The 26,082-nt window shown below is 43.3% G+C and carries 24 protein-coding genes; 3 read left to right on the top strand and 21 right to left on the bottom strand.

Translation table 11 applies throughout. The annotated features are described in order from the left end of the window. Positions 1–73: 73 nt before the first annotated feature. From tkt to yneA, 5 genes are all read right to left on the bottom strand, one after another. Positions 74–2,071, bottom strand: coding sequence for a transketolase (tkt, locus tag ACXQIQ_RS03940; protein WP_439300041.1), 1,998 nt, complete (start codon positions 2,069–2,071; stop codon positions 74–76). A gap of 241 nt (positions 2,072–2,312) precedes the next feature. Further along, positions 2,313–2,591: a hypothetical protein gene (locus tag ACXQIQ_RS03945; protein WP_439300040.1), complete on the bottom strand. Its 279-nt coding sequence runs from the start codon at positions 2,589–2,591 to the stop codon at positions 2,313–2,315. A gap of 109 nt (positions 2,592–2,700) precedes the next feature. Continuing rightward, entirely contained in the window at positions 2,701–2,928 is a 228-nt protein-coding gene (locus tag ACXQIQ_RS03950) for a DUF896 domain-containing protein (RefSeq protein ID WP_439300039.1), read from the bottom strand. Between the two features lie 60 nt (positions 2,929–2,988). Then, positions 2,989–3,630 (bottom strand): YneB family resolvase-like protein, encoded by a 642-nt coding sequence (locus ACXQIQ_RS03955; protein ID WP_439300038.1) that lies wholly within the window; start codon positions 3,628–3,630, stop codon positions 2,989–2,991. Between the two features lie 24 nt (positions 3,631–3,654). After that, positions 3,655–3,957 carry a cell division suppressor protein YneA gene (gene yneA, locus ACXQIQ_RS03960; RefSeq protein WP_439300037.1) on the bottom strand — a complete coding sequence of 101 codons (303 nt, stop codon included), beginning with the start codon at positions 3,955–3,957 and terminating at the stop codon, positions 3,655–3,657. A 159-nt stretch (positions 3,958–4,116) separates the two neighbouring features. On the opposite strand from yneA, the gene lexA reads away from it, so the two are divergent. Both lexA and ACXQIQ_RS03970 read left to right on the top strand, forming a co-directional pair. Beyond that, complete coding sequence (gene lexA / locus ACXQIQ_RS03965; RefSeq protein WP_226550280.1) at positions 4,117–4,734, top strand: transcriptional repressor LexA; 618 nt, start codon at positions 4,117–4,119, stop codon at positions 4,732–4,734. A gap of 189 nt (positions 4,735–4,923) precedes the next feature. Next, complete coding sequence (locus tag ACXQIQ_RS03970; protein ID WP_439300036.1) at positions 4,924–5,694, top strand: arylamine N-acetyltransferase family protein; 771 nt, start codon at positions 4,924–4,926, stop codon at positions 5,692–5,694. Between the two features lie 45 nt (positions 5,695–5,739). On the opposite strand, the gene ACXQIQ_RS03975 is transcribed toward ACXQIQ_RS03970, so the two are convergent. The 7 genes from ACXQIQ_RS03975 to ACXQIQ_RS04005 all read right to left on the bottom strand — a co-directional run bounded on the left by ACXQIQ_RS03975 (position 5,740) and on the right by ACXQIQ_RS04005 (position 13,460). Next, complete coding sequence (locus ACXQIQ_RS03975) at positions 5,740–7,089, bottom strand: murein hydrolase activator EnvC family protein (RefSeq protein WP_439300035.1); 1,350 nt, start codon at positions 7,087–7,089, stop codon at positions 5,740–5,742. A gap of 213 nt (positions 7,090–7,302) precedes the next feature. After that, positions 7,303–8,640 carry a type I glutamate--ammonia ligase gene (glnA, locus tag ACXQIQ_RS03980; RefSeq protein WP_439300034.1) on the bottom strand — a complete coding sequence of 446 codons (1,338 nt, stop codon included), beginning with the start codon at positions 8,638–8,640 and terminating at the stop codon, positions 7,303–7,305. Positions 8,641–8,704: 64 nt separating this feature from the next. Next, positions 8,705–9,094 (bottom strand): MerR family transcriptional regulator, encoded by a 390-nt coding sequence (locus ACXQIQ_RS03985; protein WP_439300033.1) that lies wholly within the window; start codon positions 9,092–9,094, stop codon positions 8,705–8,707. 140 nt (positions 9,095–9,234) lie between these two features. Beyond that, positions 9,235–10,512, bottom strand: coding sequence for a methionine gamma-lyase family protein (locus ACXQIQ_RS03990; protein ID WP_439300032.1), 1,278 nt, complete (start codon positions 10,510–10,512; stop codon positions 9,235–9,237). Between the two features lie 2 nt (positions 10,513–10,514). Continuing rightward, positions 10,515–11,783, bottom strand: a complete 1,269-nt coding sequence (hflX, locus tag ACXQIQ_RS03995) for a GTPase HflX (protein ID WP_439300031.1) — start codon at positions 11,781–11,783, stop codon at positions 10,515–10,517. Between the two features lie 61 nt (positions 11,784–11,844). Continuing rightward, entirely contained in the window at positions 11,845–12,783 is a 939-nt protein-coding gene (gene spoVK, locus ACXQIQ_RS04000) for a stage V sporulation protein K (RefSeq protein ID WP_439300030.1), read from the bottom strand. A gap of 113 nt (positions 12,784–12,896) precedes the next feature. Continuing rightward, complete coding sequence (locus tag ACXQIQ_RS04005; RefSeq protein ID WP_439300029.1) at positions 12,897–13,460, bottom strand: YhcN/YlaJ family sporulation lipoprotein; 564 nt, start codon at positions 13,458–13,460, stop codon at positions 12,897–12,899. A 118-nt stretch (positions 13,461–13,578) separates the two neighbouring features. On the opposite strand from ACXQIQ_RS04005, the gene ACXQIQ_RS04010 reads away from it, so the two are divergent. Next, positions 13,579–14,556, top strand: a complete 978-nt coding sequence (locus tag ACXQIQ_RS04010; protein ID WP_439300028.1) for a tyrosine-type recombinase/integrase — start codon at positions 13,579–13,581, stop codon at positions 14,554–14,556. Positions 14,557–14,629: 73 nt separating this feature from the next. Here ACXQIQ_RS04010 and hfq read toward each other — a convergent pair whose 3' ends face one another. From hfq to tdh, 9 genes are all read right to left on the bottom strand, one after another. Beyond that, positions 14,630–14,866, bottom strand: coding sequence for an RNA chaperone Hfq (gene hfq, locus ACXQIQ_RS04015; RefSeq protein WP_226550334.1), 237 nt, complete (start codon positions 14,864–14,866; stop codon positions 14,630–14,632). A gap of 32 nt (positions 14,867–14,898) precedes the next feature. Continuing rightward, positions 14,899–15,837: a tRNA (adenosine(37)-N6)-dimethylallyltransferase MiaA gene (miaA, locus tag ACXQIQ_RS04020; protein ID WP_439300027.1), complete on the bottom strand. Its 939-nt coding sequence runs from the start codon at positions 15,835–15,837 to the stop codon at positions 14,899–14,901. Between the two features lie 21 nt (positions 15,838–15,858). Continuing rightward, complete coding sequence (gene mutL, locus ACXQIQ_RS04025) at positions 15,859–17,745, bottom strand: DNA mismatch repair endonuclease MutL (protein ID WP_439300026.1); 1,887 nt, start codon at positions 17,743–17,745, stop codon at positions 15,859–15,861. Then, positions 17,724–20,357: a DNA mismatch repair protein MutS gene (mutS, locus tag ACXQIQ_RS04030; protein ID WP_439300025.1), complete on the bottom strand. Its 2,634-nt coding sequence runs from the start codon at positions 20,355–20,357 to the stop codon at positions 17,724–17,726. Before mutS ends, mutL begins: the two co-directional genes overlap by 22 nt. 255 nt (positions 20,358–20,612) lie before the next feature. Beyond that, entirely contained in the window at positions 20,613–21,179 is a 567-nt protein-coding gene (locus ACXQIQ_RS04035) for an outer spore coat protein CotE (protein ID WP_226550350.1), read from the bottom strand. 365 nt (positions 21,180–21,544) lie between these two features. Then, a complete protein-coding gene (locus ACXQIQ_RS04040) occupies positions 21,545–21,964 on the bottom strand; it encodes a RicAFT regulatory complex protein RicA family protein (protein WP_439300024.1) in 420 nt (139 codons plus the stop codon). After that, positions 21,964–23,463 carry a tRNA (N6-isopentenyl adenosine(37)-C2)-methylthiotransferase MiaB gene (gene miaB / locus ACXQIQ_RS04045; RefSeq protein WP_439300023.1) on the bottom strand — a complete coding sequence of 500 codons (1,500 nt, stop codon included), beginning with the start codon at positions 23,461–23,463 and terminating at the stop codon, positions 21,964–21,966. Before miaB ends, ACXQIQ_RS04040 begins: the two co-directional genes overlap by 1 nt. A gap of 190 nt (positions 23,464–23,653) precedes the next feature. Continuing rightward, positions 23,654–24,832: a glycine C-acetyltransferase gene (locus ACXQIQ_RS04050; RefSeq protein WP_439300022.1), complete on the bottom strand. Its 1,179-nt coding sequence runs from the start codon at positions 24,830–24,832 to the stop codon at positions 23,654–23,656. Between the two features lie 48 nt (positions 24,833–24,880). Beyond that, on the bottom strand, positions 24,881–25,921 hold the full coding sequence (gene tdh / locus ACXQIQ_RS04055) for an L-threonine 3-dehydrogenase (RefSeq protein ID WP_439300021.1): 1,041 nt from the start codon (positions 25,919–25,921) through the stop codon (positions 24,881–24,883). Between the last annotated feature and the right edge of the window lie 161 nt (positions 25,922–26,082).

Genomic DNA, 26,082 nt, shown 5'->3' on the forward strand with positions numbered 1-26,082 from the left:
TGTCGAAAGAATTTTCGATCTGAACTTTTTGAAGTAAAAAGGATTGACCCTTACCGGGTCAATCCAAAAATCATTAATTATTTAACATCGCTTTTACTTTCGCTACGACATTTTCTACTGTGAATCCGTATTCCTTCATGACTCGATCACCAGGAGCTGATGCTCCGAAACGATCAATACCGAGGACTTGTCCTTCATCTCCAGTATATTTATGCCAACCATGCGTTGCACCCATTTCAATTGCAAGACGTTTCTTCACAGCTTTAGGGATGACACTCTCTTTGTAATCCTGTGGTTGTTCTTCAAAACGGTCCCAAGAAGGCATGCTGACAACCGAAGCCTTGATCCCTTCTTTTTCGAGCTCCTCTTTCGCTCCCACTGCAAGGGAAACTTCGGAACCGGATGCAAGGAGCATCACATCTGCAGGTCCCTCGTGTGCTGGAGATACGACATAAGCACCTTTACGGACACCTTCTTCGTTCGTGCCTTCCAATGTTGGAAGACCTTGACGAGTAAGAACAAGTGCAGTCGGCTTCGACTCACTTTCTAGAGCAAGTTTCCAAGCTGCAACCGTTTCATTTCCATCAGCTGGACGGATGATACCGAGATTCGGCATGGCCCGAAGTGAAGAAAGTTGTTCGACCGGTTCGTGTGTCGGTCCATCTTCACCAACTGCGATGGAGTCATGTGTCAGTACATATGTGACTGGTAGACCCATTAGTGCAGAAAGACGCATTGCAGGACGAAGGTAATCTGAGAAGACGAAGAATGTTCCTCCGTAAACTTTCAAACCGCCATGTAACTGCATTCCATTCAACGCTGCAGCCATAGCGAATTCACGTACACCGAACCAGATATTGCGTCCGCTGTAGTCATTACGAGAAAACGTTCCTTTATCTTTCATCATCGTTTTGTTCGAACCAGCTAAATCAGCAGAACCTCCAAAGAAATGAGGTACACTGTTTGCGATTGCATTCAATGTTTCTCCAGAAGATGCACGTGTTGCAAGCTTATCCTCACCTGCTTTGTATTGAGGAAGCTCATTTTCCCAGCCTTCAGGAAGTTTACCATTGATCGCATCCGTCAATTGGCTTGCAAGTTCTGGATACGCTTCTTCATAGGACTTGTATAGGTCATTCCATTCTTGTTCCTTTTTAGCACCATCTTCTTTCAATTGTCGGAAGTGCTCTTGGACTTCTGCTGGAACATGGAAGTCTTCTTCAAATGTCCACTTGTAGGATTCTTTTGTCATCTTCACTTCATCTGTACCAAGTGGAGCACCGTGTGAGGCTGATTTTCCAGACTTGTTAGGTGAACCGTGACCGATGACGGTCTTCACTTCGATCAATGTCGGTTGATCAGTGTTTGCTTTCGCTTCAGCAATCGCTTTGTCCAACGTATCCAAGTCTGTTCCATCTTCCACAAACAGTACTTGCCAACCATATGCTTCGAAACGTTTTTGAACGTCTTCAGAGAAGGACATGTGAAGGTCCCCATCCAAAGAGATATCGTTGGAATCATACATGACAATCAGACGACCGAGCCGTAGATGACCTGCAAGTGAAGCAGCTTCAGAAGAAACACCTTCCATCAAATCTCCATCACCACAAATGCTGTATGTGTAATGATCGACAACATTGTAGTTTTCACGATTGTATGTAGCAGCAAGGTGTCTTTCAGCCATCGCCATACCTACAGACATTGCAACACCTTGTCCTAATGGACCAGTCGTTGCTTCAACACCGGGCGTATCTCCATACTCTGGATGACCTGGTGTTTTACTTTCCCATTGACGGAAGTTCTTCAGATCTTCCATAGATACATCGTACCCGAAAAGATGTAGCAGGCTATATAAAAGCATAGAACCGTGGCCAGCCGATAATACGAAACGATCACGGTTGAACCAATCTGGATTGGATGGGTTATGATTCATATGCTTACTCCATAATTGATAAGCCATTGGAGCCGCACCCATCGGCATTCCCGGATGTCCAGAGTTCGCTTTTTCGACACTATCAATTGATAATGTACGGATTGTGTTTATTGATAATTGCTCAATAGATGTTGACACGACGATTCATCCTTTCTTGTTACACCCTTATTCTATCATTCCTTTCTCATGATATACCCTCTTGTTAAAATTCACAAGGCAGATCTATAATAGTCGAAAAATTGTAATTCGTGCATGTTTTCTTGGCTTTTAATAAAGGGATTCCAGTGTTGTTTTGCACATCTCCCTCTTTATCATTCAAGAGGAATTGAAGGTACACAAAAATGCCTGCACCATCTGTTGTGGTACAGGCATTCAACCTTTAAGCGATACTTGGAAGTTCAATCGTAAATCGATCGTCATAATCATCGTAATCCATTGTCATTTTTTCAACGAACCAGACTTCATGTGGCCGGACAAAAAATTGGATACCGTCAATTTCTTGAACATAGTCGTCTTCCCCAGGCAAACCTCGTTCTACTCCAATGCATAGACCTGCTTCACTCCCAGCATATCGGCAAAACAATTGTATGCCATCCCCATTCTTCAAGCCTAGTTCTTCCTTATATAACTTTACAGCCGGACTTGTTATAGAGAACATCAGATTATCCACCCCTCACCCGTTGTTATACAACAGTATACCAGAGTTTCATTCTGATGCAATACAAAGACAAGCCTGATTTGAAAAAATATTCAAATCAGGCTTGTTATCAATGTTTACGCTTTTTTTCGTTTTTCAATTTATCGGGAGTTACATCATTTCCTTCCGGGTCGACGACTTTAATCGACTTCAGTTGGTTTTTGAAACCTCCGCGGAAAGCCTTGAGATATTCTGCTCTCAGTTTTTGTTGTTCGTCCTTCTCTTTTGGACTAAGTCCTTCAGCTTTCGATTTTCTTGCAAGTTCATTGATCCGATCTATTTTTTGTTGTGAAAGCATATCGCTAAACTCCTTTAACCAGATTCATTTTATAAGTGTAACGTATTTCGATTCATATTTCTAATTTTGTGCATCCACATATTCTTGATACCGCCGGTGGACTGTTGCTTTAGAAATATCAAACCCTAATCCGTTAAGAGTCGTCGCGATTTCCTTAAATGTCAACTCAAGCTGCCTAAGCCTTACAATTTCTTCGATGGGGACTTCCTTGCGTTCTCGTCCACCTTTTGTCAAATTGGACAGGTTCCGTTCAGGTCGATAGCCTTTGTTGACTGCTCTTCTCATTCCTCGTTTGATCTTTGCATTATGTAACTTCCGTTGATAGTCTTCTACTAGGCTCACGATTTCAAGCACCATTGAATCCGCTTCTGTAAGTTGGATTTCCCCTTGCTCACTGATCGTATAGCATTTTACACCATATTTTCCCAGTGTGTGAAGAATGGCGATTTTGGCACTTCCCCTGCCGATCCTCGTTTCGTCTTGTACTAGTAAAACATCCGCATAGCCTTCTTTTGCTAGATCCATTACTTGAAGCATGCCGTCTCTTTCAATCTCAAAACCGCTTTTCATTTCTTGGATGACCTCTATAATTTCAAAATGAAACTCGGCTGCGAGTTGTCTAAGCTCCATTTCTTGACGCTCGAGAGAAGATGCTTGTGTTTCTTTTTCTGTGCTGACTCTACAGTATATGACTGCTTTCATGTAATTCCCTTCACTTCTGTTCGGTTATTTGGATGCAATCTGGTTCATATCCAATTTAACAGGGATCGTGACCGTTTGTCCCGGTTGGAGGCTTTCTGCTTGTACACCATTATTTTTCTCTACCCAATTCACGAATGCTTCAGCTGTAAAAGTATGATCTTTTTTATATTTGGAGGATAAACCCCAAAGCGTATCCCCTTGTTCAATCTTGATCTTCACGTATTCTGCTTCCGCTTCAGAGTTCGCTTTTACGAGTGAATAACTTCCCATTATTGAGACAATCACAATCAATACAATTACGAAAGACCAACCGTTCTGTCTTTTCATTACAAATCCCTCCGATACGAATATCTGTTCTCATTTGATAAATTCATTGTAATAAGAACGCCTGTTCTTGTCAACCGTTTTTCTCGAACTTATGTTTGTATGTTCGCCGAACACATGATATACTTAATGCAACAAACGAGGAGAATTGAGGTGGACAGAATGAAACTATCACGCCGGCAACAAGACATATTGAATTACATAAAGTTTGAAGTGAAACATAAAGGATATCCTCCTTCTGTCCGTGAGATCGGGGAGGCAGTTGGACTCGCATCCAGTTCGACCGTTCATGGACATCTATCACGTCTTGAGAAAAAAGGGTTGATTCGTAGAGACCCTACCAAACCTAGAGCGATCGAAGTCATTACAGAGGATATGGATACGACCATACCGAAGAGCGAATCGATCAATGTTCCTGTCATTGGTAAGGTAACTGCTGGTCAACCTATCACGGCTATCGAAAACATAGAAGAGTATTTCCCTCTACCAGATCATATGGTAGGAGATGACAATGTATTCGCATTAGTTGTCCAAGGTGATAGTATGATAGAAGCTGGAATCTATGATGGAGACATGGTCATCGTGAAACAACAGTCCACTGCCATCAATGGGGATATCGTCGTAGCTATGACAGAGGAAGATGAAGCGACAGTCAAACGATTCTTCAAGGAAAGAGATTATGTCCGACTTCAACCGGAAAACGCTTCTCTGGAACCGATTATTCTAAAAAATGTATCTATACTAGGAAAAGTCATTGGAGTCTATCGAACCATACACTAGATTCCGTGGTAAGGAGGAGTGCGGATGATCCGCACTCCTTTTTTTATTGCATATGTTGTGCGTATACACTCTACAACTTAAGCTCTAAAACTTTTCATTCCTATGACCGTTCCACTTCATTTACAAATGTGTGAAAATAAAGATATGAAAAGCAGCCTATTCAATGTTATTTCAATGGAGGTGTTGTACATGAATGAATTGTTCCGGAAGAGGATTGGAATTTCGAGCCAGGAAACGGTTGATTTCCATAACCTGGAGCAGGTACTCCAAAACTTATCAAGGACCATTCCTTTTGAAAACATACGCATCATGCAAAATAAGACGCAACCTCTGACAGAAGATTACCTGATTGACAAGCTTCTAATAAATGAAGAAGGTGGACTTTGTTATGAACTGAATCCTTTACTTTATCTATTCTTGATTGAAAATGGTTTTGAGGCGTATATGGTGCGTGGAGTCGTTCTGAACGGTGAACCGCTCGGAAGAACCCATGTCGCCATTCTACTGATTCATAACAGCAAAAAATATCTTGTCGACACTGGTTTTGGTGGTAATCTGCCATTGAAGCCGGTCCCTTTGAGTGGTGAGAAAGTGACGTCTTCCAACGGGGAATTCTTTGTGAAAAAATCAGAAAACGATCTGGGAGATTATACGCTCGAACTAAAATTGAAGCATAAAGATAAAGACTGGAGAGCAGGTTACACTTTTGATTCGACGGAACAGATCGAAGATGTCACAGCGTTCAACGATATACAAAAAACAATCATTGAACATGAAAAATCGCCATTCAACAAAAACCCTCTGTTAACCCGATTGACTGAGAATGGGAGAATTACATTAACCGATACCACCCTGACCCGATGGGATCATGGTCAGCACGAAAAGGTTGAAGTCAAACCCAATCAATTCCAAGAGTTATCAAAAAAACACTTCAAATTGGATACCGAAATGATGGAATAATAAAAGGGATCACCTGAAATGGTGATCCCTTCTCTCTTATCAGACTTAGAAAAATTGTCGTGGATTGATAGCATTGGATTTGCTCATATTCCATTGACCTTTATGAATTTCAAAGTGTAAGTGCTGTCCAGTCGATCTTCCTGTATTCCCCATAATTCCAATTTGCTGTCCTTTTTGGACAGATGCACCGTTTCCAACATTACGACTTCTTAAATGAGCGTAAACGGTTGTGTATGTTTGTCCATTGAGATAGTGGGCAATAAAGATGACATTTCCGTAACTGCTAGAGTAGTAGGATTTGATGACTGTCCCTGACGCAGATGCGACAACTGGAACTGTCCCACCACGCGCAATATCGACTCCAGGATGCATGCTTCCCCAACGAGGACCGTAACCGGATGTGAAATATCCAGCCGATGGTTTCATGAACAAGCTGCTTGAAACAGATGGTTTCTTAACAGCCGGTTTGCTGCTGGTTGAATTGCTGTTTGAAGAAGAATTACTGCTCGATTGGCTTGAAGACGATTTCTTTGCAGCCGCTTTCTCTTTTGCCGCTCTTTCAGCTGCTGCTTTTCTTGCCGCAGCTTCTGCAGCTGCCCGAGCTGCTGCAGCCCGTCGCGCCTCTTCTTCCTGTCGGCGTTTTTCAGCTTCGAACGCAGCTTGCTGCTTCCTTAGAAGATCCTGTTCATCTTCCAACTTACCAAGCTCTTCATGCATGTGCTTTTCTTCTTCTTTCAAGTCGCTCAAGAGTGCATTCTTACGATCGACTTTTTGCTTCAAGCTTGCCTTTAAACTTTCTAATTCTTTCATTTGTTGATTCAACTGCGCAAGTTCTTTTTCTACTTTCTGCTTCGTTTCTTCTAGTTTCTGTTTATCATTCTTATGTGCCTCTAAAATCTCTTTATCTTGCTCCGCAATTTCATTCAATGCGAATATACGATCAAGGAAGTCTCCAAAACTTTTGGACCCAAGTATAACCTCTATGTACTGGACAGTACCTCCATTTTCATACATCGCTGTTACTCGTTCCTTGAGCATTTTATCCCGTTCTTCAATCCGTTTTTTCAGAACGGCAATTTCAGCTTTCAGTTTTTCGATTTCTTCTCTCGTTTTTGCTATGTCTTTCTCTTTTTGATCAATTTTGGTTTCCGTCTCGCCCATTTGTTGATCAAGCTTTTTGATTTCTGCATCAAGAAGGTCTTGATTGTGTTTGATCTTTTCAATCTCTTTTTTGGTTTGATCTTGTTCTGATTTATTCTCTTCACGCTTTTCTTTTACATCATGAATCTTATCCTTCAACGACTCGGCTCGTACAACATCGTCGCCTATAAAGCCGAATCCACCTAATACCAAGCTCGCTGAGGTCAATACCGCAATGGTTGCTTTTCCTTTCAATCTTTCTCCCCCATTTATTTAAATGATCATAGAAATCATGTCAGATTTTGAACTTTTTTGTCCCTCTATACAATACTAAAAAATCCCACATAAAAATATAGTCAAATAGTACAAAGAATTGGTTAGCTTATCCATTGCAGGCCATGAACCATTGTTAAATAAGGGGAAAACAGAAAAACCCTGGACCAAAAATAGGTCCAGGGTACTAGTTGATTAATATAGTTGGATATACTGTTCACGTTCCCAAGGGTGGACTTGCGTACGGAACATATCCCATTCGATCTCTTTCAACTCGATGAAGTGTTCTGTAGCGTGTGCACCTAGAGCAGAAGTGATGACTTCGTCTCGTTTGAAGAGTTCTAGTGCGTCCTTCAATGTTGCTGGAAGGTCACGGATTCCTGCTTCCTCACGTTCCGCTTTATCCATTGCATAGATGTTGCGGTCGATTGGTTTCGGTGCTTCCATTTTGTTCTTGATGCCGTCCAGGCCTGCTGCCAACATCGCTGCCATCGCCAAGTATGGATTTGCAGCAGGATCGACACTACGTACCTCGATACGAGTACTGATCCCTCTTGAAGCCGGGATACGGATGAGTGGACTACGGTTACGCATAGACCAAGCTACATAACAAGGTGCTTCATAGCCCGGAACGAGTCTCTTATAAGAGTTCACTGTCGGGTTGGTGATCGCTGTAAATGCTTCAGCATGTTTCGCAATTCCAGACAAGAATTGCATGGCCGTTTCACTCAATTGCGTTTCTGTATTTTCATCAAAGAAAGCATTGTCTTTCCCTTTGAATAAGGACATGTTCGCATGCATTCCAGAACCATTCACTCCGAAAAGTGGTTTCGGCATGAACGTCGCATGAAGACCATGCTTTCGTGCGATTGTTTTGACGACTAATTTGAATGTTTGGATGTTATCACACGTCGTGACAGCATCTGCATATTTAAAGTCGATTTCGTGCTGACCAGGTGCAACTTCGTGATGGGAAGCTTCGATTTCAAAGCCCATGTCCTCAAGCTCAAGGACAATATCACGTCGGCAGTTTTCACCTAAATCGGTAGGAGCAAGGTCGAAGTATCCACCCTTGTCATTCAACTCAAGAGTAGGCTCACCTTTTTCATCGTTTTTAAATAAGAAGAATTCCGGTTCAGGTCCAATGTTGAAGTCTGTAAACCCAAGGTCTTCCATCTCTTGCAAGATTCGTTTCAAGTTTGCACGAGGGTCACCTTCAAATGGTGTACCATCCGGATTATAGATGTCACAGATCAAACGTGCGACTTTCCCTTTTTCAGAAGTCCAAGGGAATACGACGAAAGTATCAAGGTCTGGATACAAATACATATCTGATTCTTCGATTCGGACGAATCCTTCAATGGAAGATCCATCAAACATCATTTTGTTGTCAAGCGCCTTCTCTAATTGACTTGTAGGAATTTCGACGTTCTTGATCGTACCTAGCAAGTCAGTGAATTGCAAACGGACGAATCGTACATTTTCTTCTTTCACCATTTTGAAGATCTGGTCTTTTGAATACTTCGAACCCATGTTTTGTTTCCTCCTAATTTTTTAAATGAATTTTTCATTGCATATACAAGTAAATCGCATTGCCTCAATTAAAGAAACGTGATAGTTCTCCCTGGATCAGTGAAGTCTTTCCGAAACGCCCCGCTTGATATAATTCTTTCTTCAAGTACTTATGGATTTCTCCTTCAGTCGGTTCTTTCTTATAGTGGGGCTCAGGAGCCTGAATTCCTCGTTCCTTCATTTCAAATACTTCTCGGATTCCAGCCAGGTTGATACCACGCTCCAGAAGAGACTTGATCTCAAGCAGCCGATCGACATCATTGAATGAAAACATTCTCCGGTTACCTTCGGATCGTGCCGGTGTAATCAGGCCGTTTTCTTCATAGTAACGGATTTGTCTTGCGGACAGTTCTGTCAACTGCTTTACGATACTTATGGGAAATAGAGGCATGTTACGTCTTACGTGATCTCCCATATCGGTCCCTCCCTCCTGCTGAATTACTATAAGTATATGCTATTGTTATGTTTTGTGTCAAACATATGTAAGAAAACCTCACATATTTTTTTGAGCATAGAAAAGGGAGTGTTTTTTCCACACTCCCTTTAAAACATTCCCTATATCAGAATCTTTAAACCACTTTTTGTCATTTCCTTTACAGCAGATGTGACGGCGATTTTCACATGCGAATAGGTCAATCCACCTTGAACGTATGCTTCATATGGCGGTCGGATCGGACCGTCTGCCGACAACTCGATACTTGACCCTTGTATGAAAGTGCCAGCAGCCATAATCACATCATCCTCGTATCCAGGCATATAACTTGGGTGAGGTACGACATGAGCATTCACTGGCGATGCTTTTTGGATTTCCTGGCAAAACTTCACCATTAATGAAGCTTCATGAAATTTTACGGACTGAACGAGATCTGTTCTCGGTGCGTTCCAAGCTGGTGTCGTATCAAAGCCCAGTTCACCGAGAAAGGCTGCTGTAAAGACGGCGCCTTTCAACGACTGGCTGACCACATGTGGTGCTAGGAAGAATCCTTGATACATGTCGAGTAATGTATCAAGAGAGGCACCCGCTTCTCTCCCTAAACCAGGTGAGGTCAGACGGTATGCACATAACTCAATCAGATCTTCCCTACCTGCAAGATACCCACCGATTTTCGCCAACCCGCCACCTGGGTTCTTAATGAGCGATCCAGCCATCAGGTCTGCTCCTACTTCTGTCGGTTCTCGATCTTCTACAAACTCTCCATAACAATTATCCACAAAAACGATGACATCTGGTTTTATCTTTTTCACAAACGAGATCGCTTTTTGGATTTGTTCTATGGTGAAAGAAGGTCGATCGGCATAGCCTTTTGATCTTTGGATCCCAATCATTTTCGTTTGGGAATGGATCGAATGACGGATTGCATCAAAATCCATTCTACCCGCTTCCGTCAAGTCAACGGATTGGTAAGAAATATCGAATTCTTTTAAAGAACCTTTACCGTCCCCACGGATTCCGACAATCTCTTCCAACGTATCATATGGTTTCCCAGTGATGTATAAAAGCTCATCTTTAGGTCTTAGGACACCTGATAGCGCAATCGATATAGCGTGGGTGCCAGAAATGATATGTGGTCTAACGATTGCCGCTTCAGCTCCGAATACATCTGCATACACTTTCTCCAGTACATCACGTCCAGTATCGTCATACCCATATCCTGTAGATGGAGTAAAATGAAAATCACTCACCTGATGATTCCGAAAAGCATCTAACACTTTCTGTTGGTTGAAAAGCTCGATACGCTCGATCTCTTCATGAATCGATTTGATTTTTTCTTCAATTTTTTCCGTTAATGTGGATAGTCTTTCTTCGTTGCTGTTCTCATCATATACGTTCATTCTTAATTAGAGTCTCCCTGTTCGTTCAATGTTTGAATCCGGTCATAGATCGGAAGAGTCGGATGGACAAAACCTTCACATACGTAGACATGTGCTTCTTCGTCCCACTCTCTTCTGTTCAGGATCGTCAAACGCTGCAATTCACTCAACAACTTTCCATCATGAGAAGGAACCGAAACCTGATAATGTACCATGGAGGATTTGATCGTCTCTTCCATCGAATTCAAGAGCTTTTTCGCGTCTTCTTCTCGGAAAGCAGATACATTCAACGATTGATATTCTGTCAATGCTTCATGCTCTAGATCACTTTTGTTGTAAACCGTGAGGACTGGGATTTGATCCGCTCCAAGTTCTTTCAATAAACCAACGACCGTTTCCTGATGCTCGTCCCGATTTGGATCAGCAATATCGACCATATGTATGATCAAGTCCGCCTCTGTCACCTCTTCAAGTGTCGACCGGAAAGCTGCGACGAGTCCAGTCGGCAAATCCTGTATGAAACCTACTGTATCTGTGAGCAACGTCAACATCCCACTCGGTAGCTTCAGCTTCCTTGTCATCGGATCAAGTGTAGCGAACAATTGGTCTTCCTGATACGCATCAGCATCCGTCAATACATTGAACCAGGTTGATTTCCCCGCATTTGTATAACCTACCAATGCAATTTGATAAGCTTGGTTCGTCTTTCTCCGTTCACGGTATCTTTGTCGATGAGAGGCGACAGTCTTCAATTGGTTCTTGATATCTGTAATTCGGTTGCGGATATGTCTCCTGTCTGTCTCTAGCTTCGTTTCACCTGGTCCTCTTGTCCCGATACCACCACCAAGTCTTGAAAGTTGGGTACCTTGTCCAGATAACCGGGGTAACAAATACTCAAGCTGCGCCAATTCCACCTGTAGTTTCCCTTCCTTGGACTTGGCTCGCTGAGCGAAGATATCGAGGATCAATTGTGTACGGTCGATGACTTTGACGTCCCACGCTTCACCCAAATTGCGCAGTTGACTCGGTGACATTTCATGGTTGAAAACGACAAGATCGACTTCAATTTCTTCTATAAGAGATTTTATTTCTTCTACTTTCCCTTTTCCGATCAAGGTTGCTGGATGGAACCGTTCCCGCTTTTGGCTCACTTCCATAACCGGATCTCCCTGAGCTGTTTTTACCAATGCGGCGAGCTCGGACATAGAAGATTCAAAAAGGGTGTCGCTTCTGTCCTGCAACTGACACCCTACTAATAATGTTTTTTCTTTTTCAATCGGTAATCCTGCCAATCTATTCCCCTGCCTTTTTTCAGTACAGAATGCTCATTCTATTGCATTCATCTTATCAAATTCAGGGGGTTTCTGCTAGATGGAGGTCTCTCTCTGTCAACAAGATTAAATAATCCCGATCCACCCTACCTTCTTTCAATAGCCTCATGGACTGTTTCCGCATCGATTTCTCTAACAGATTGCGGATATATCGACCATTGGAGAACGTGCTTCCTTCTCTTGACCGAACGGATTGCAAATGGGAGCGAAGCTTTCTTTCTGCATCCAATGACAGTTTATATTCACGATCCTTAATCATCCGTTTTGCAATTTCCATCAATTGATCGACTGTATAATCTGGAAAGCTGACGACAACAGGGAACCTTGAAGGCAAACCAGGGTTCAAAGTGAGGAAGTGATCCATTTCATTCGAATAGCCAGCTAGAATCAGGATAAAATCATTCTGTTGGTCTTCCATCGCTTTTACAAGCGTATCTATAGCTTCCTTACCGAAATCTTTTTCACCACCGCGTGCCAGAGAATAAGCTTCATCAACGAATAAAATCCCACCAAGGGCTTTCTTGACCAGCTCCCTCGTCTTTTGTGCGGTATGTCCGATATATTCACCAACCAGATCCGCTCGTTCCGCTTCAATCAAGTGCCCTTTGGAGAGTACGTTCATATCATGAAACAGCTTACCGATCATCCGCGCGACAGTGGTTTTTCCAGTACCCGGATTACCTTTGAACATCATATGAAGCACTTGCTTCCCTGTCTTCAGGTTGGCAGTTTCTCGACATTTATTTATATAGAGCCACGCATAGATTTCATTGATCAATTCCTTCAATTCATCCATTCCGACAAGAGCTTCAAGTTCTTTCTGGATACTTTTGAGTGGTGCGTGCTTTTCGCGTCCTTTTGCATCAGTTAGCCAGTCGTCTTTTGTCATAGATGAAGGAGAGCCCGAACTAAGCACGACGTTGATCTGGCTTTTCGTGTTTCGACTGATCGCCTGTTGCATGAACCTTCACCTCACTTTCAGATTCTTGTGTATTATACGCCCAGTAGCAGAATGTGTGACAAATGCCTATGAACCACTCATATACTAATTAAAAAGACCCTGGTTTTACAGGGTCATTTTTTGATATCCGGTAATCGGTGTCGATCCAAATATTCTTTTGAAGGGTTGGATTTGCGGATTTGCAGGTCTTCGTTAGGCTTGATATGGCTGATCATTACGCCTAGACCGTTATAAATATCAATCTCTTCGGTCATTTTATTATTTTTGATGGCGGTGCCCCACTCATCCAATGTACGGATATGCTCTGGATTTGCCGTCACCAAAGCGTTCGCACCATGACTATGGCTACTAAGCCGTTCATATACGGCTTTTACCGTTTCGTTTTCGCCAGCCCCTTTTTCAAGCTGAATGCCAACAACGATGTAGATGCCACTTACGATCGCTCGAGCACTTTCCACTCCATTCACCTGCTCAGTCAACTCGACAAGCTCTTTCGCGTTTGCAGATTCTGCTGATGTTCTTTTCACAATCGGTGTATCTTCTAAGTTGTTCTTGTTGGTCCGGAAGTTTTGTTCTGTAGGGTTGCTGTAATTCTCTTGCCCCTCTTCAGCATCGATATAATTACATGCAGCTAAGAAATGAAGGACGAAGAGAACGGTGAGTACTTTCTTGAACATCCAATCCACCTCGATGATTTTTTTCTTAGCGTGTGAGTTTTCCTTTATGGTTATGCATTTTCATCTTCCTCACACGTGCTATAATGGAAACAAATGACTCCAAGGTGGTGGAAAAGGCATGAATACTGAGGAAACACCGAAAAACACGATCGACTTCATTCTGGATTTGGAGAAACGGGGAAAGCGTCCCTCAACGGTCAAACGGTATCAATATGACCTGGAAGATTACCTTGCATGGATCCGCGTGAACGACTTGTCTTATGAAGATCCGAAAGTCTTCACGACAACCTTCATACAGACGTATTTCGATTTTTTGAGTGAAGAACGAACGTATTCATACCGGACGTTGAAACGAGTCTTTAGTGTTTTGAAACAATATCACCATTACCTTAATTTACATAATAAAATTCCGAGCAACCCCGTAAACGATATCCAGTTGCACAGCCTTGCTGAAGAAGGATTCTCTGAAGAAATGTTCATCAAGGACGCGGAAAGTGAACGGTTGATGGAAATCGTACCAACAGCGGAAGGTCTTACGGAAAATCAACAAAAAGCCTATCCATACCTGGCAAAAAGGAATTTGGCACTATTCACCCTGCTGTTAAACCATGGACTGACATTGCATGAATTATGCTCGATCGACATGAGGCATGTTTCCTTCATACAAAAGGAACTGAAGGTGGAAACGGATGAACCGTCAACCCATCGGACCATCAATCTCTCCAAAAAGGATAGTGAAATACTTTTCGCCTATTACGAGTCCATCCCTGTTTCAGTCCGTCCTGCGCAGTACAGTGCAGATCCATTTTTCGTGGCGTTCGATTTTAAGCGACTGACCTATCGTTGGAGTTATGAGGATAATCGACCGAAGCGTCTGACGGAAATCGCGATCCAAAAGATGATCCGCCAAGAAGTAGCCCGTTCTGGTTTGCGGAAAGGGATTTCAGCCCAACATTTCAGAAGAACCGCTATCCTCCACGCCCTCTTATCCAAACAAGAGAACGATTATATCCAGTACCATTTCGGAATGAAAACACCACTGACATTGAAACGGTACTTGGAATATGTTGAGGAAATGAATTCGCCTATTTCGTAAAACCAAAAAAGGATTGACCGCACGCGGTCAATCCTTTCCTTATTTACATCCAGGCAGGGTACCTGGAGATGGATTAATTATTTTGATTGTCAGAGCTGAATTCGACTGGACGTTGCGGAGTGAAGGTGGAAATGGCATGCTTGTAAATCAATTGTTGTTTCCCGTCTGATTCGAGGACTACTGTGAAGTTGTCGAATCCTTTAACCAGCCCTTTAAGCTGAAATCCGTTCAATAAGTAGACTGTTACGAAAACATTTTCTTTTCTTAGGGTGTTTAAGAATTGATCTTGAATATTAATGGATTGCTTCATGTGTATAGGCCTCCTAAATAAACGTTCATACATTAATTCGATTCAAGTTGTAGCTTTCCTGCCACATAACGCAAAATAGATGGAATTTTTTCATCAATCGTTCCACCCGTTACATCAAACCATTCCACATCCATCTGATGCCGAAACCAAGTCAATTGACGTTTTGCGTATCTTCTCGAGTTTCGTTTCAGTGTGACGATTGCCTCATCCAGTGTACAGTTTCCTTCGAAGTAATCATAAAGTTCTTTGTAGCCGATTGCCTGAACAGCTTGTGTGTTTCGTACGCCTGCCTCATAAAGCGCTTGTACTTCTTCAAGCAAGCCCTCTTCCATCATCAAATCCACGCGATGGTTGATGCGATCGTAGAGCTCTTCCCGATCCATCGTCAATCCAATCGTAATTAACTCGTATGAGGATACCTGATGTTCATGGGAATGCTCTTGATCCAAACTGCCATTTGTATGGATGATCTCCAATGCTCTGATGACCCGGCGAACGTTATTCGGATGGATTTGGGCTGCCCGCTCTTCATTTTTTTCTTTCAGCAGATCATGAAGGGCTTCAGCTCCTTTTTCTTCACCAAAACGTTCTAGTTCTTCACGATAGGCAGAATCAGCAGTAGCATCCGAAAACTGATAATCATGGGTGACGGACCGGATATATAAGCCAGTCCCGCCCACCATGACGGGAAGTCTCCCTTTTTCATGGATCTGATGGATCACTCTTTTGGCATCCACCTGATATTCAGCTGCTGAATAGTCTTCAAAAGGACTTTTGATATCAAAAAGGTGATGAAGAATTCCCTCTTTTTCCTCTTCTTTTATTTTTGCTGTACCGATATCCAGATCTTTATAGACTTGCATCGAATCACTGTTGATGACTTCCCCACTGAACGCCTTCGCGATTTCGACGCTCGTCTTCGTTTTGCCCACTGCCGTCGGTCCTACAATAACAACTAAGGGTGACTTCATCCATCCTACCTCCAACTAACGTTACATAACCCGTTTGAACATCTTTTCCATTTCATACGTCGTGAATTGGATGATGATCGGTCTACCATGCGGACAGGTGAACGGGTCTTCTGATTTTCTCAACGTATCAATCAACGTGATCATTTCATCGTTTCTCAAATGCCGGTTCGCTTTGATTGAGCCTTTACATGACATCATGATCGCTGCATCTTCCCTGAGCTTTTTGATGTCTGTTTTCTTATCGGCCAGAACTTGATCGATGATTTCCTGTATGGTCTCCTTCTCTTCCCCGCTCGGGAACCATTGAGGATGAGAGCGGACGATGAACGTGTTACCACCGAACGGTTCTAAAAAAATACCGATCGTGGACAGCTCTTCTTCATGTTCCTTAAGGATGGTCGCTTCCGTATGTGTGAATTCAAAAGTGAGCGGAACGAGAAGTTCTTGGACTTCATGCTCATACATCCCCACTTTTTCCCTGAAATACTCGTACTTGATCCGTTCCTGGGCAGCATGTTGGTCGATGATGTACATCCCTTGATCATTTTGAGCGATGATATAGGTTCCATGTACTTGTCCGACCGGATACATCGTCGGAACTCGTGAACTAACCGGTTCTTGTTGTTGAACCGTGTCCTTCACAGGCTCCTTTTTGATCAGTGGTTCCCCCTCATCGAAAACATAACCTTCCTCAGGTTCTTTGGAGACCGATTCCTGATGATGTTTCCATTCGGTACTGGTGAAATCGGGTTGATCGTGTTCCACTCTTGGAGGAGTGAATGAAGGAGTAACCAGATCATCTTTCTGTTGGAATGATGCCAGCCTCCGTTCTATGTCCTCCCTGGACGTATCAAATGAAAAACTAGATTGCTCGGTCTTCGGTTTGGATACATGACTTTTTCGAGAAGCATGAGGAATCAATTCAGTCTGTTTGAGCGCGTTTTTGATTCCTGTTTCGATCGCTTCTGAAAGTTCTTGTTCTTTACTGAATCTCGCTTCTAGTTTTCCAGGATGTACATTCACATCTACCAAGATCGGATCAAGTTCAATTGAAAGAATGACAATCGGATGACGACCGATCGGTAGCAACGTATGATAGGCGCGCTCGATCGCTTTATAGATCTTATAATTCTTGATGTATCGCCCATTGATGAATAAAGAGACATATTGACGGGATGCACGAGTGATCTCCGGTTTCACAGCAAAGCCTTTGATCTCATAGTCCAACGTTTCATTTTCGACCGAAATCATTTTCTTAGCAACAGACATCCCATAGATGGCAGCAATGACTTGAAGAAGATCGCCATTCCCTGGTGTTTTCAATACGGTTTTCCCATTATGTTTCAAATGGAAAGCCACTTCAGGGTGTGCCATTGCCTGCCTGTTGATTACGTCTGTTATGTTTCCCAATTCAGTATGGACGGTTTTCAAATGCTTTAGTCGTGCAGGTGTATTATGGAAAAGGTGTGTCACCTCGATGGTCGTTCCTTTTCGACTGTCGGACTTCTTCTGTTCGACCACTTTTCCGAAATGGATCGAAACCTGATCCCCTGCATCTTTCCCGGTGGACGTCTTCAAATCGACTTTGGAGACGGATGCGATACTTGGTAAGGCTTCACCACGAAAACCCAACGTACGAATATGGAAAAGGTCATTCTCATCCTGAATCTTACTTGTTGCATGGCGTTGAAAAGCTGTCAGAAGATCCTCGCTCTCGATCCCGTCTCCATTATCGATGACGATGATTCTGGATAAACCGCCTTCTTCGACTTCAACGTCGATGCGTGTGCTGTTCGCATCAATGGCGTTTTCGACCAATTCTTTCACAATGGAGGCTGGCCGTTCGACCACTTCACCCGCTGCTATCTTATTGGACAAAAGGTCATCTAGCTGTTTGATTTTGCCCATTTAGATTCCTCCTGTTTCTCTTGTTTGATCGACAATTGCAGCTCATAAAGTGCATTCATCGCTTCAAGAGGCGTCATCGAAAGAAGCTCCATATTCTTCAACTGATCGATGACAGGGTGATGTTCGATCTTCTTCTGGGTCTTTACAGAGGGTGCTTCCGGTTCGAAGAGAGACAGCTGCCCTTCTTCATGCACTTTTGATTCCGCCTCTTTTTTCGCAGGACGTTCTGTATGGTTTGTATCCGATTCGAATTCAGTAAGCAATTCATTCGCACGTTGAATAAGCTTTTCTGGCAGTTGAGCAAGCTCTGCCACATGGATTCCATAACTTCGATCGGCTTTACCATCTTCGACCTTGTGCAAGAATACGACTTTGCCCTCTTCTTCGATCGCTTTGACATGAATATTATGCAATCGATCCAGCTCATTCTCCAAAACGGTCAGTTCATGGTAATGAGTGGAGAAGAGCGTTTTTGCACCGATATGGTGATGGATGTATTCAATAATGGATTGTGCTAGAGACATGCCGTCATAAGTGGATGTCCCTCTACCAATCTCGTCGAGCAACAACAAACTCTTGTCCGTTGCATGGGTGAGCGCATATTGCGTCTCCATCATTTCGACCATGAATGTACTCTGTCCACCTGCCAGGTCATCCGCAGCTCCAATCCGTGTAAAAATTTGATCGAAAATCGGTAAGGTTGCTGACTGTGCTGGTACGAAACAACCGATTTGTAAGAGTATCGATGAAAGAGCTACCTGTCTCATATACGTACTTTTACCGGCCATGTTCGGTCCTGTTATGAGTAGGACCTCTCTCTCCGGATCCATATTGACGTCGTTCGATACGTAATCCTGGCGATCCATCATCTGTTCAACGACCGGATGTCTGCCTTCTTCGATTCGAATCGTCCCTTCTCGGGAGATGATCGGTCTACAATATTGTCCCTCTTCACTCACTACCGCAAAAGCTTGCAGCACATCAATCTCGCTGATCTGTTTGGCTAGTTTTTGCAAGTGTGGTATGAACGCCTTGACTTGTTCACGGATTTCTAAAAATAGTTGGTATTCCAGTTCGACTGATTTCTCTTCCGCTGATAGAATGATGTCTTCCTTTTCTTTCAGCTCTGGCGTAATGAACCGCTCAGCATTCGCCAATGTCTGTTTCCGCTCATACCTTTCCTCGTCTATGAGGTGAAGGTTGCTTTTGGTCACTTCGATATAATAGCCGAACACTCGGTTGTAACGGATTTTCAAAGAACGGATCCCTGTCCTCTCCCGTTCGGATTGCTCAAGTGAGGCAATCCACGATTTCCCGTTTACACTTGCATTCCTGTACTCGTCCAACTGTTCGTTGTATCCGCTCTTGATGATGTTACCTTCCTTAATTGAGATTGGAGCTTCTTCATGAACTGATGCTTCCAATAACCGTTCAAGATCGACACAAGGGTCCATCGCCTCTGAACGACTCGTCAACCCAGGGTGGTCCATATCCAATAGACGATCTTTCAACGTCGGGATATTTTGAAGTGAACGTTTCAGTTGAATAAGGTCCCTAGCATTCACATTCCCGAAAGCGACTTTACCGGCCAATCTTTCTAAGTCATACACTTCCGTCAATTGCTCACGGATCTGTTCTCGATTGAAAAACTGCTTCATGAACGTCTCGACGATCGATAGGCGTTCTTCGATCGGTTTTGAATCGAGCAAAGGCTGTTCAATCCATTGCTTGAGCATCCTTCCACCCATCGCGGTGACCGTCTTGTCCAACAACCATAGTAGTGAACCCTTCTTTTGCTTTTGTCGGAGCGTCTCAACGAGTTCGAGGTTCCGTTTTGAATTCGGGTCGATTTTCATGTAGGAAGTGGTCTCGACATATTCGAACTCCTGCAGATGATCAAGTGCTCGTTTCTGGGTTCTCACGAGATAGGAAAGCAGCTGTTTGCCTGTTTTTTGTAGATCCTCCGTTCCTAACGTAGTGATGATACTATGTAAACTTTCAGGAACTTCTATTTCCCGTTCATTGGAAACTGTAAATTGATAAAGATCCCTCAACATGTTCACTTGGTCTTCAGCTATATTACCTGGTACGACAACCTCTTTGATCTCTAACGATTGAAGCTCTAAGCATACAGACTTCCAATCTTCCTTGAGAATTTTCACAGAGTTCTGACCCGTCGAAAGGTCGCAGGTCGCTATTCCATAGCCTTCAGAGAGCGGGGTTATGGAAGCGATGAAGTTGTTCACCTTTTCATCCAACATCGCGCCTTCCATCACTGTACCTGGCGTAATCACCTGGACGACATCCCGTTTGACGACACCTTTTGCGACTTTCGGATCTTCAACTTGTTCACAAATCGCAACTTTGAAACCTTTTTCAATAAGCTGCGCGATATAATTCGGAGACGAGTGATGGGGGACGCCACACATCGGAATGCGGTTTCCTTTTCCCCCGTCTCTGCTTGTTAATGTTATTTCAAGCTCTTGTGACGCTCGTAATGCATCGTCAAAGAACAATTCATAGAAATCTCCTAATCGAAAAAATAAAAAGGCATCTTCATAGTCTGCCTTAATCGATAAATATTGCTGCATCATTGGAGTATACTCAGCCATGTCAGTCCTCCGTCTTACTTATATTCTTCACCCCATTATAGCATATTTTTTCACGATGAATGCAGGGGCTAATATAAGAGGATGAACAACTTGTAGCTGCTTTTATCCAAGGGCGTTCTCGTCTACATTGTGGCTCTTGTATGAAGCCCTAAAAGGAAAAGACTGACCCAAAAAATAAAGTGTCAGGCACCTCCAATCGAACGGAATGGTCCAATCGGAGAGAGTCAGACACTTAAGGGTCAGCCCCGTGTTCACTTACTCTTCCAAATCCCCTAACAAGAAATTCGGATCGAGGTCTTCAAATTCTTCATCATCGACTTCATCTTCCCAGCTGTCGTCCTCAAGCTCTTCGATGACCCCATCCTGGTTCACTTGTACCCACACTTTTGTCTCGCCGATGACTTCAGCAATGAATTCACGCTCAACTTGGACGAGAATCTTGTTCCCATTTGGTGAAATGGTTGCTTCTAATGTATTCGGTTCCTGCAATGCCCTAGCGCTCACTTCAGTATGTTTGCCGAGTGAATTCTCATCTCTTTTCGTGAGGTTACACGTATCTTTATACTTGATCGTCTCTGTTACGACCTCTGTTTTCGTATTGTTATTGTAGGAGTACCAAACATTGATATCATAGCTTCCTTCTACGTCTACAGAGTTCCCGTTTTCTACAGGTTTGTAGTTGTGATTGATGATCCAGCAACCGAGGATGCTGGAAGGTCTGTGAGCAGGTGTGACCGTGTGGGTGGCCTGTGAAAACTTCCGACCTTTGCCGCAAACCGCTTTCGTAATAATCTCTCTATAGCTGTTATCGTTTTTGGCCATGTGACTAAATCCCTCCTCTTCCAATCTTCAATTCATCCTATGCAGGGCGAATGTCTAGTGTGCCTAAAATTTTTATAAACTCGTTCATAATGTCCCGTTAGTTCAGTCTATGAAATTCTTACAGAATTATTTTATCTTTTTTTCTACTTTTTCAAAGTTCGTACGGTACGTGAAATTAGTGTACGAGGATAGATTTGAGTTTAACTGATGTAAATTTGGATCGGCTATTTCGTGCATACGACTGAATCTGGGTAACGTCATGCCCTTGGGCGTTTTTTTTACTATGAAAATCGGACATAAGAAAAGGACTGTCCCTGTCGTTCTCGATTTAGGAGAACGTCAAGACAGCCCTTATACAATATAGATTAAAATCGGTTATGCTTGACCGCTGATCCTGTCATGCCTTTCAGCTGGTCACCTTCCGTTTCACGGATGATTTCATCGGTCACCGTGTTCGAAATCGTAGATGTGACGAGTTGTAGGAGGTCGTTCACATCCGTTTGTGATTGCTTGAATTCTTGTACAATCGGAATGGAATCGACTTCTTTATGAAGGTTTTCAAGCTTTTCTTCTACCTTCTTCAACGCTTCATGCTTTTGATAATGTTGAAGATTTACAGCTTCCTGCTGATACATTTTGATCTTACCGATCAATTTCTGTACTTTATCGTTTTCATTGATTTTCTCTTCGGCACGCTTGAAGAAATCGACTTCTTCTGTAGAAGAAATCATCTTCGCTAGCTCTTCTGCCTTTTTGATGACTTGATCTCTTGTATATTCTGCCATTATTGATTCACCTCAACTGTTTTTACGAGCTCACCATTCAAGCTCCATGTCTTTGCTTCATGTATTTTTACATTGACCAGTTCACCGATCATCGATTTTGGAGCACGGAAATGGACGACTTTATTCGTGCGGGTATGTCCAGTCAACACTTCAGGGTTTTTCTTGCTCTCCCCTTCGACGAGCACTTCGACCACTTCGCCTTCCAATGCTTTATTCTTTTTCAAGAAAATCTCGTTCATGACTTCATTCAATCGATGAAGTCGTTCCTTCTTCACTTCCATCGGCACGTTATCTTGCATCTTAGCTGCTGGAGTACCGTCTCTCGGCGAATAGATGAAAGTGAACGCCATGTCATATTCGACTTCTTTTACAAGAGAAAGTGTCTCTTCGAATTGTTCTTCCGTCTCGTTCGGGAAGCCGACAATGATATCCGTCGTGAAGACGGCATTCGGAATCTTCGCTTTGATTTTATCAACAAGATCCAAATAATGCTCGCGTGAATACTTCCGCGCCATCAGCTTCAATACGTCGGAACTTCCATGCTGGACTGGAAGGTGGATATGCTCAACCAGATTGCCGCCTTTCGCCAGGACGTCGATCAGGTGATCATCAAAGTCTCTCGGGTGGCTCGTCGTAAAGCGTACGCGAGGAATATCGATCTTGCGGATCTCATCCATCAGATCCCCAAGTCCATAGTCCGTATCTTCAAAATCCTTGCCATATGCATTGACGTTCTGACCGAGTAGCGTAATTTCCTTGTAGCCGTTCCGTGCAAGATGGCGGACTTCTTCTATAATATCTTCCGGACGTCGGCTTCGCTCTTTTCCTCGCGTGTACGGCACGATGCAATAGGTGCAGAACTTATCGCAACCGTACATGATGTTGACCCAACCTTTGATATTCCCTTTACGCACTCTTGGAAGGTTTTCGACGATGTCCCCTTCCTTCGACCAAACCTCGATGACCATCTCTTTTCCAAAAATCGCATTCTTGATTAACTGAGGAAGTCGATGGATATTATGTGTACCGAAGATCAAATCGATATGCTGATGCTTTTGCAGAATCTTATTGACGACGGATTCTTCCTGGGACATACATCCGCATACACCGATTATCAATCCCGGTTTTTCCACTTTCAAGGATTTCAAGTGACCGATTTCACCGAACACCTTGTTTTCTGCATTTTCACGGATGGCACATGTATTCAATAGGATGACATCGGCATCGTCTGTGTCGGTTGTCGATTCGAACCCCATATCTGATAGGATCCCCGCCATGACTTCCGTATCATGTTCGTTCATTTGACAGCCATATGTACGGATCAAGAACTTCTTCCCTACACCGATGTTTTTCAAATCGTCATCAATTCCAAAGTCTTTATGGAATTGGATCTTTTCTTTTCCTCTTCTTTTCGCATCTTTTAAAGAAGGAGGCTGATACGTCGTTTGAAAGTATTTGGAGTAGTCTTTTTCTTTCGTTTTCAAACTGTTCACTCCCAACTGCTATGCTGAATCAATTCGCTAACGTGCGAAGTGCCCGTTTAAACATTCATGTTTGTTGATATATAACTCATTTATTATAACAAATCCAGGGTGAAATGACCATAAAACGTCGTATCTTACTCCTCATAGAGATGATGATCTCCGACTATAAAAAAAGAGAAGGCATCCGCCTTCTCTCATTACATCTTTACTTGATGATGTTCAGTTCCTTACCTGCTTTTTCGAAAGCGTCAAGTGCATCTTGAAGCTCTTCTTTCGAGTGTTGAGCAGTTACAATCGTACGCACACGCGCAGACCCTTTTGCAACAGTCGGGAAGCCGATGCCTTGTGCAAACACACCGTAATCGAACAGCTTATCGGATAGTTTGTGCGCAAGGGCAGCATCTCCTACAATCACTGGAGTAATTGGGGTTTCACTTTTACCTGTATCGAATCCAAGCTTGCTTAAGCCTTCTTTCAAGAAGTTGGCATTATCCCATAGCTTGTCGATCAATTCCGGTTCCTCTAATAGAACATCGATGGCTGCCGAGCATGCTGCTGTTACAGCCGGTGGATGTGAAGTACTGAAGAGGAAAGGACGTCCTTTATGGATCAAGTACTCACGCAAAGCTTGCGTACTCGCTACATAACCACCGAGGACACCAATCGCTTTACTTAAAGTACCTACCTGGATGTGGACACGTCCGTTCAGGTGGAAATGGTCGACAGACCCACGGCCATTGCGTCCAAGTACACCGCTGGAGTGAGCGTCATCTACCATGAGGATTGCATCGTACTTTTCACATAGTTCGACGATCTCCGGTAATGGTGCGATGTTACCGTCCATTGAGAAGACTCCGTCCGTTACGACAAGACGGACGCGATAGTCAGAAGACTCTTTCAATGCACGTTCGAGGTCTTCCACATCCACGTGCTTGTAAATTTTACGAGCCGCCTTCGTTAACCGGATTCCGTCAATGATGGATGCGTGATTCAGTTCATCTGAAATGACGACGTCTTCCTTTGTAAGGATGGAGGACAGGACACCTTGGTTCGTTGTAAAACCAGATTGGAAGACGAGGGAAGCTTCCGTATGTTTGAATTCAGCGAGCTTGCGTTCGAATTCTTCATGCATGCTGAGTGTACCAGCGATCGTACGGACCGATCCTGTTCCGACACCGTATTTCTCTACTGCATCTAAAGCAGCTTGTTTCATTCTAGGGTGATCAGTCAAACCAAGATAGTTGTTAGAGGACAACTGGATGACTTCTTTTCCTTTGATGACGACTTTCGAACCTTGTTCGGATTCTAATGGAATCAACTCTCGGAAAACACCTTCGGATCTCATTTCATCTAATTCGTTTTGAAGATATTCAAAACCTTTCACAGTACATTCCTCCTATCAAATTAATGTTTCTAGTTTTTACAGCTGAATTTAAGGTTTAAGGACAACTTTTCCACATTTGCCTTCAAGCATGAGGTCGAAACCTTTTTCAAAATCTTCAAGTGCAAATTCATGTGTAATCATCTTCTGTACGTCGACTTGGCCTGATTCGAGCAATCCTGCAACTTGTCTCCACGTTTCAAACATTTTACGTCCGGTAATCCCTTGAACCGTAATTCCTTTGAAGACGACGTCATTTGTAAGATCAACTTGAACCGGTTTGACAGGTAGACTGAGGATCGACATACGTCCACCGTTCGTCAACATTTTGAATCCTTGATCGATGGCGACGGGATGTCCAGACATTTCACAGACTACTTCGACGCCGTTTCCATCCGTCAAGTCCATTGCAACTTGGACAGGATCTTGTTCTTTCGAATTTACGATTGTCGTTGCGCCCATTTCTTTTGCGAGGTCCAAACGATAGTCGTTCAAGTCATACGCAATGACTTTTGAAGCGCCCGCTGCTTTCGCGACGCCAACCGCCATCAAGCCGATTGGACCACAGCCGATGATGGAGACGGTTTTACCCGCTACATCTCCAGCGAGAACTGTATGTACCGCATTTCCCATCGGTTCTTGGACAGATCCGACTGACATTGGCATCTCTGGGTCGTTGATCCATAGATTTTTAGCAGGCAACGCCACGTATTCTGCAAAACATCCATCGATATCGACACCGATGATTTTCGTGTTACGGCAAATGTGGGCATTCCCTGTCAAACATTGTGGACACTCTCCACAAACGATATGAGTTTCAGCTGATACTGAGTCCCCGATCGTCACATTGGTAACGTTTTCACCGATTTCCACAACTTCACCAGCAAATTCATGACCGAATACGTAAGGTGGATTGACACGGCTTGCAGACCATTCGTCCCAAGCGTAAATATGTACATCCGTTCCACAGATCGATGTCGCCTTCACCTTGATCAACACTTCGTCTTCTTTTATTTGAGGGATGTCCACCATCTCTAGTCTAGCGCCTTTGTCACGATGGTGTTTTACAATCGCTTTCATTTTTCCTTGCAAGATGAACACTCCTTTAAAGTTCACAATAAGTTTCCCTTGAAAATTGTATCACGACAATATTCAAGAGTAAAGATGTGTCCTCCTGACATGAACACGTGCGCATCCATGCTGGATGTGTGCCTAATATTCATTTTCTGCTTACTACCTTAAACTATACCTAA

Source organism: Pseudalkalibacillus sp. Hm43 (assembly GCF_054170705.1).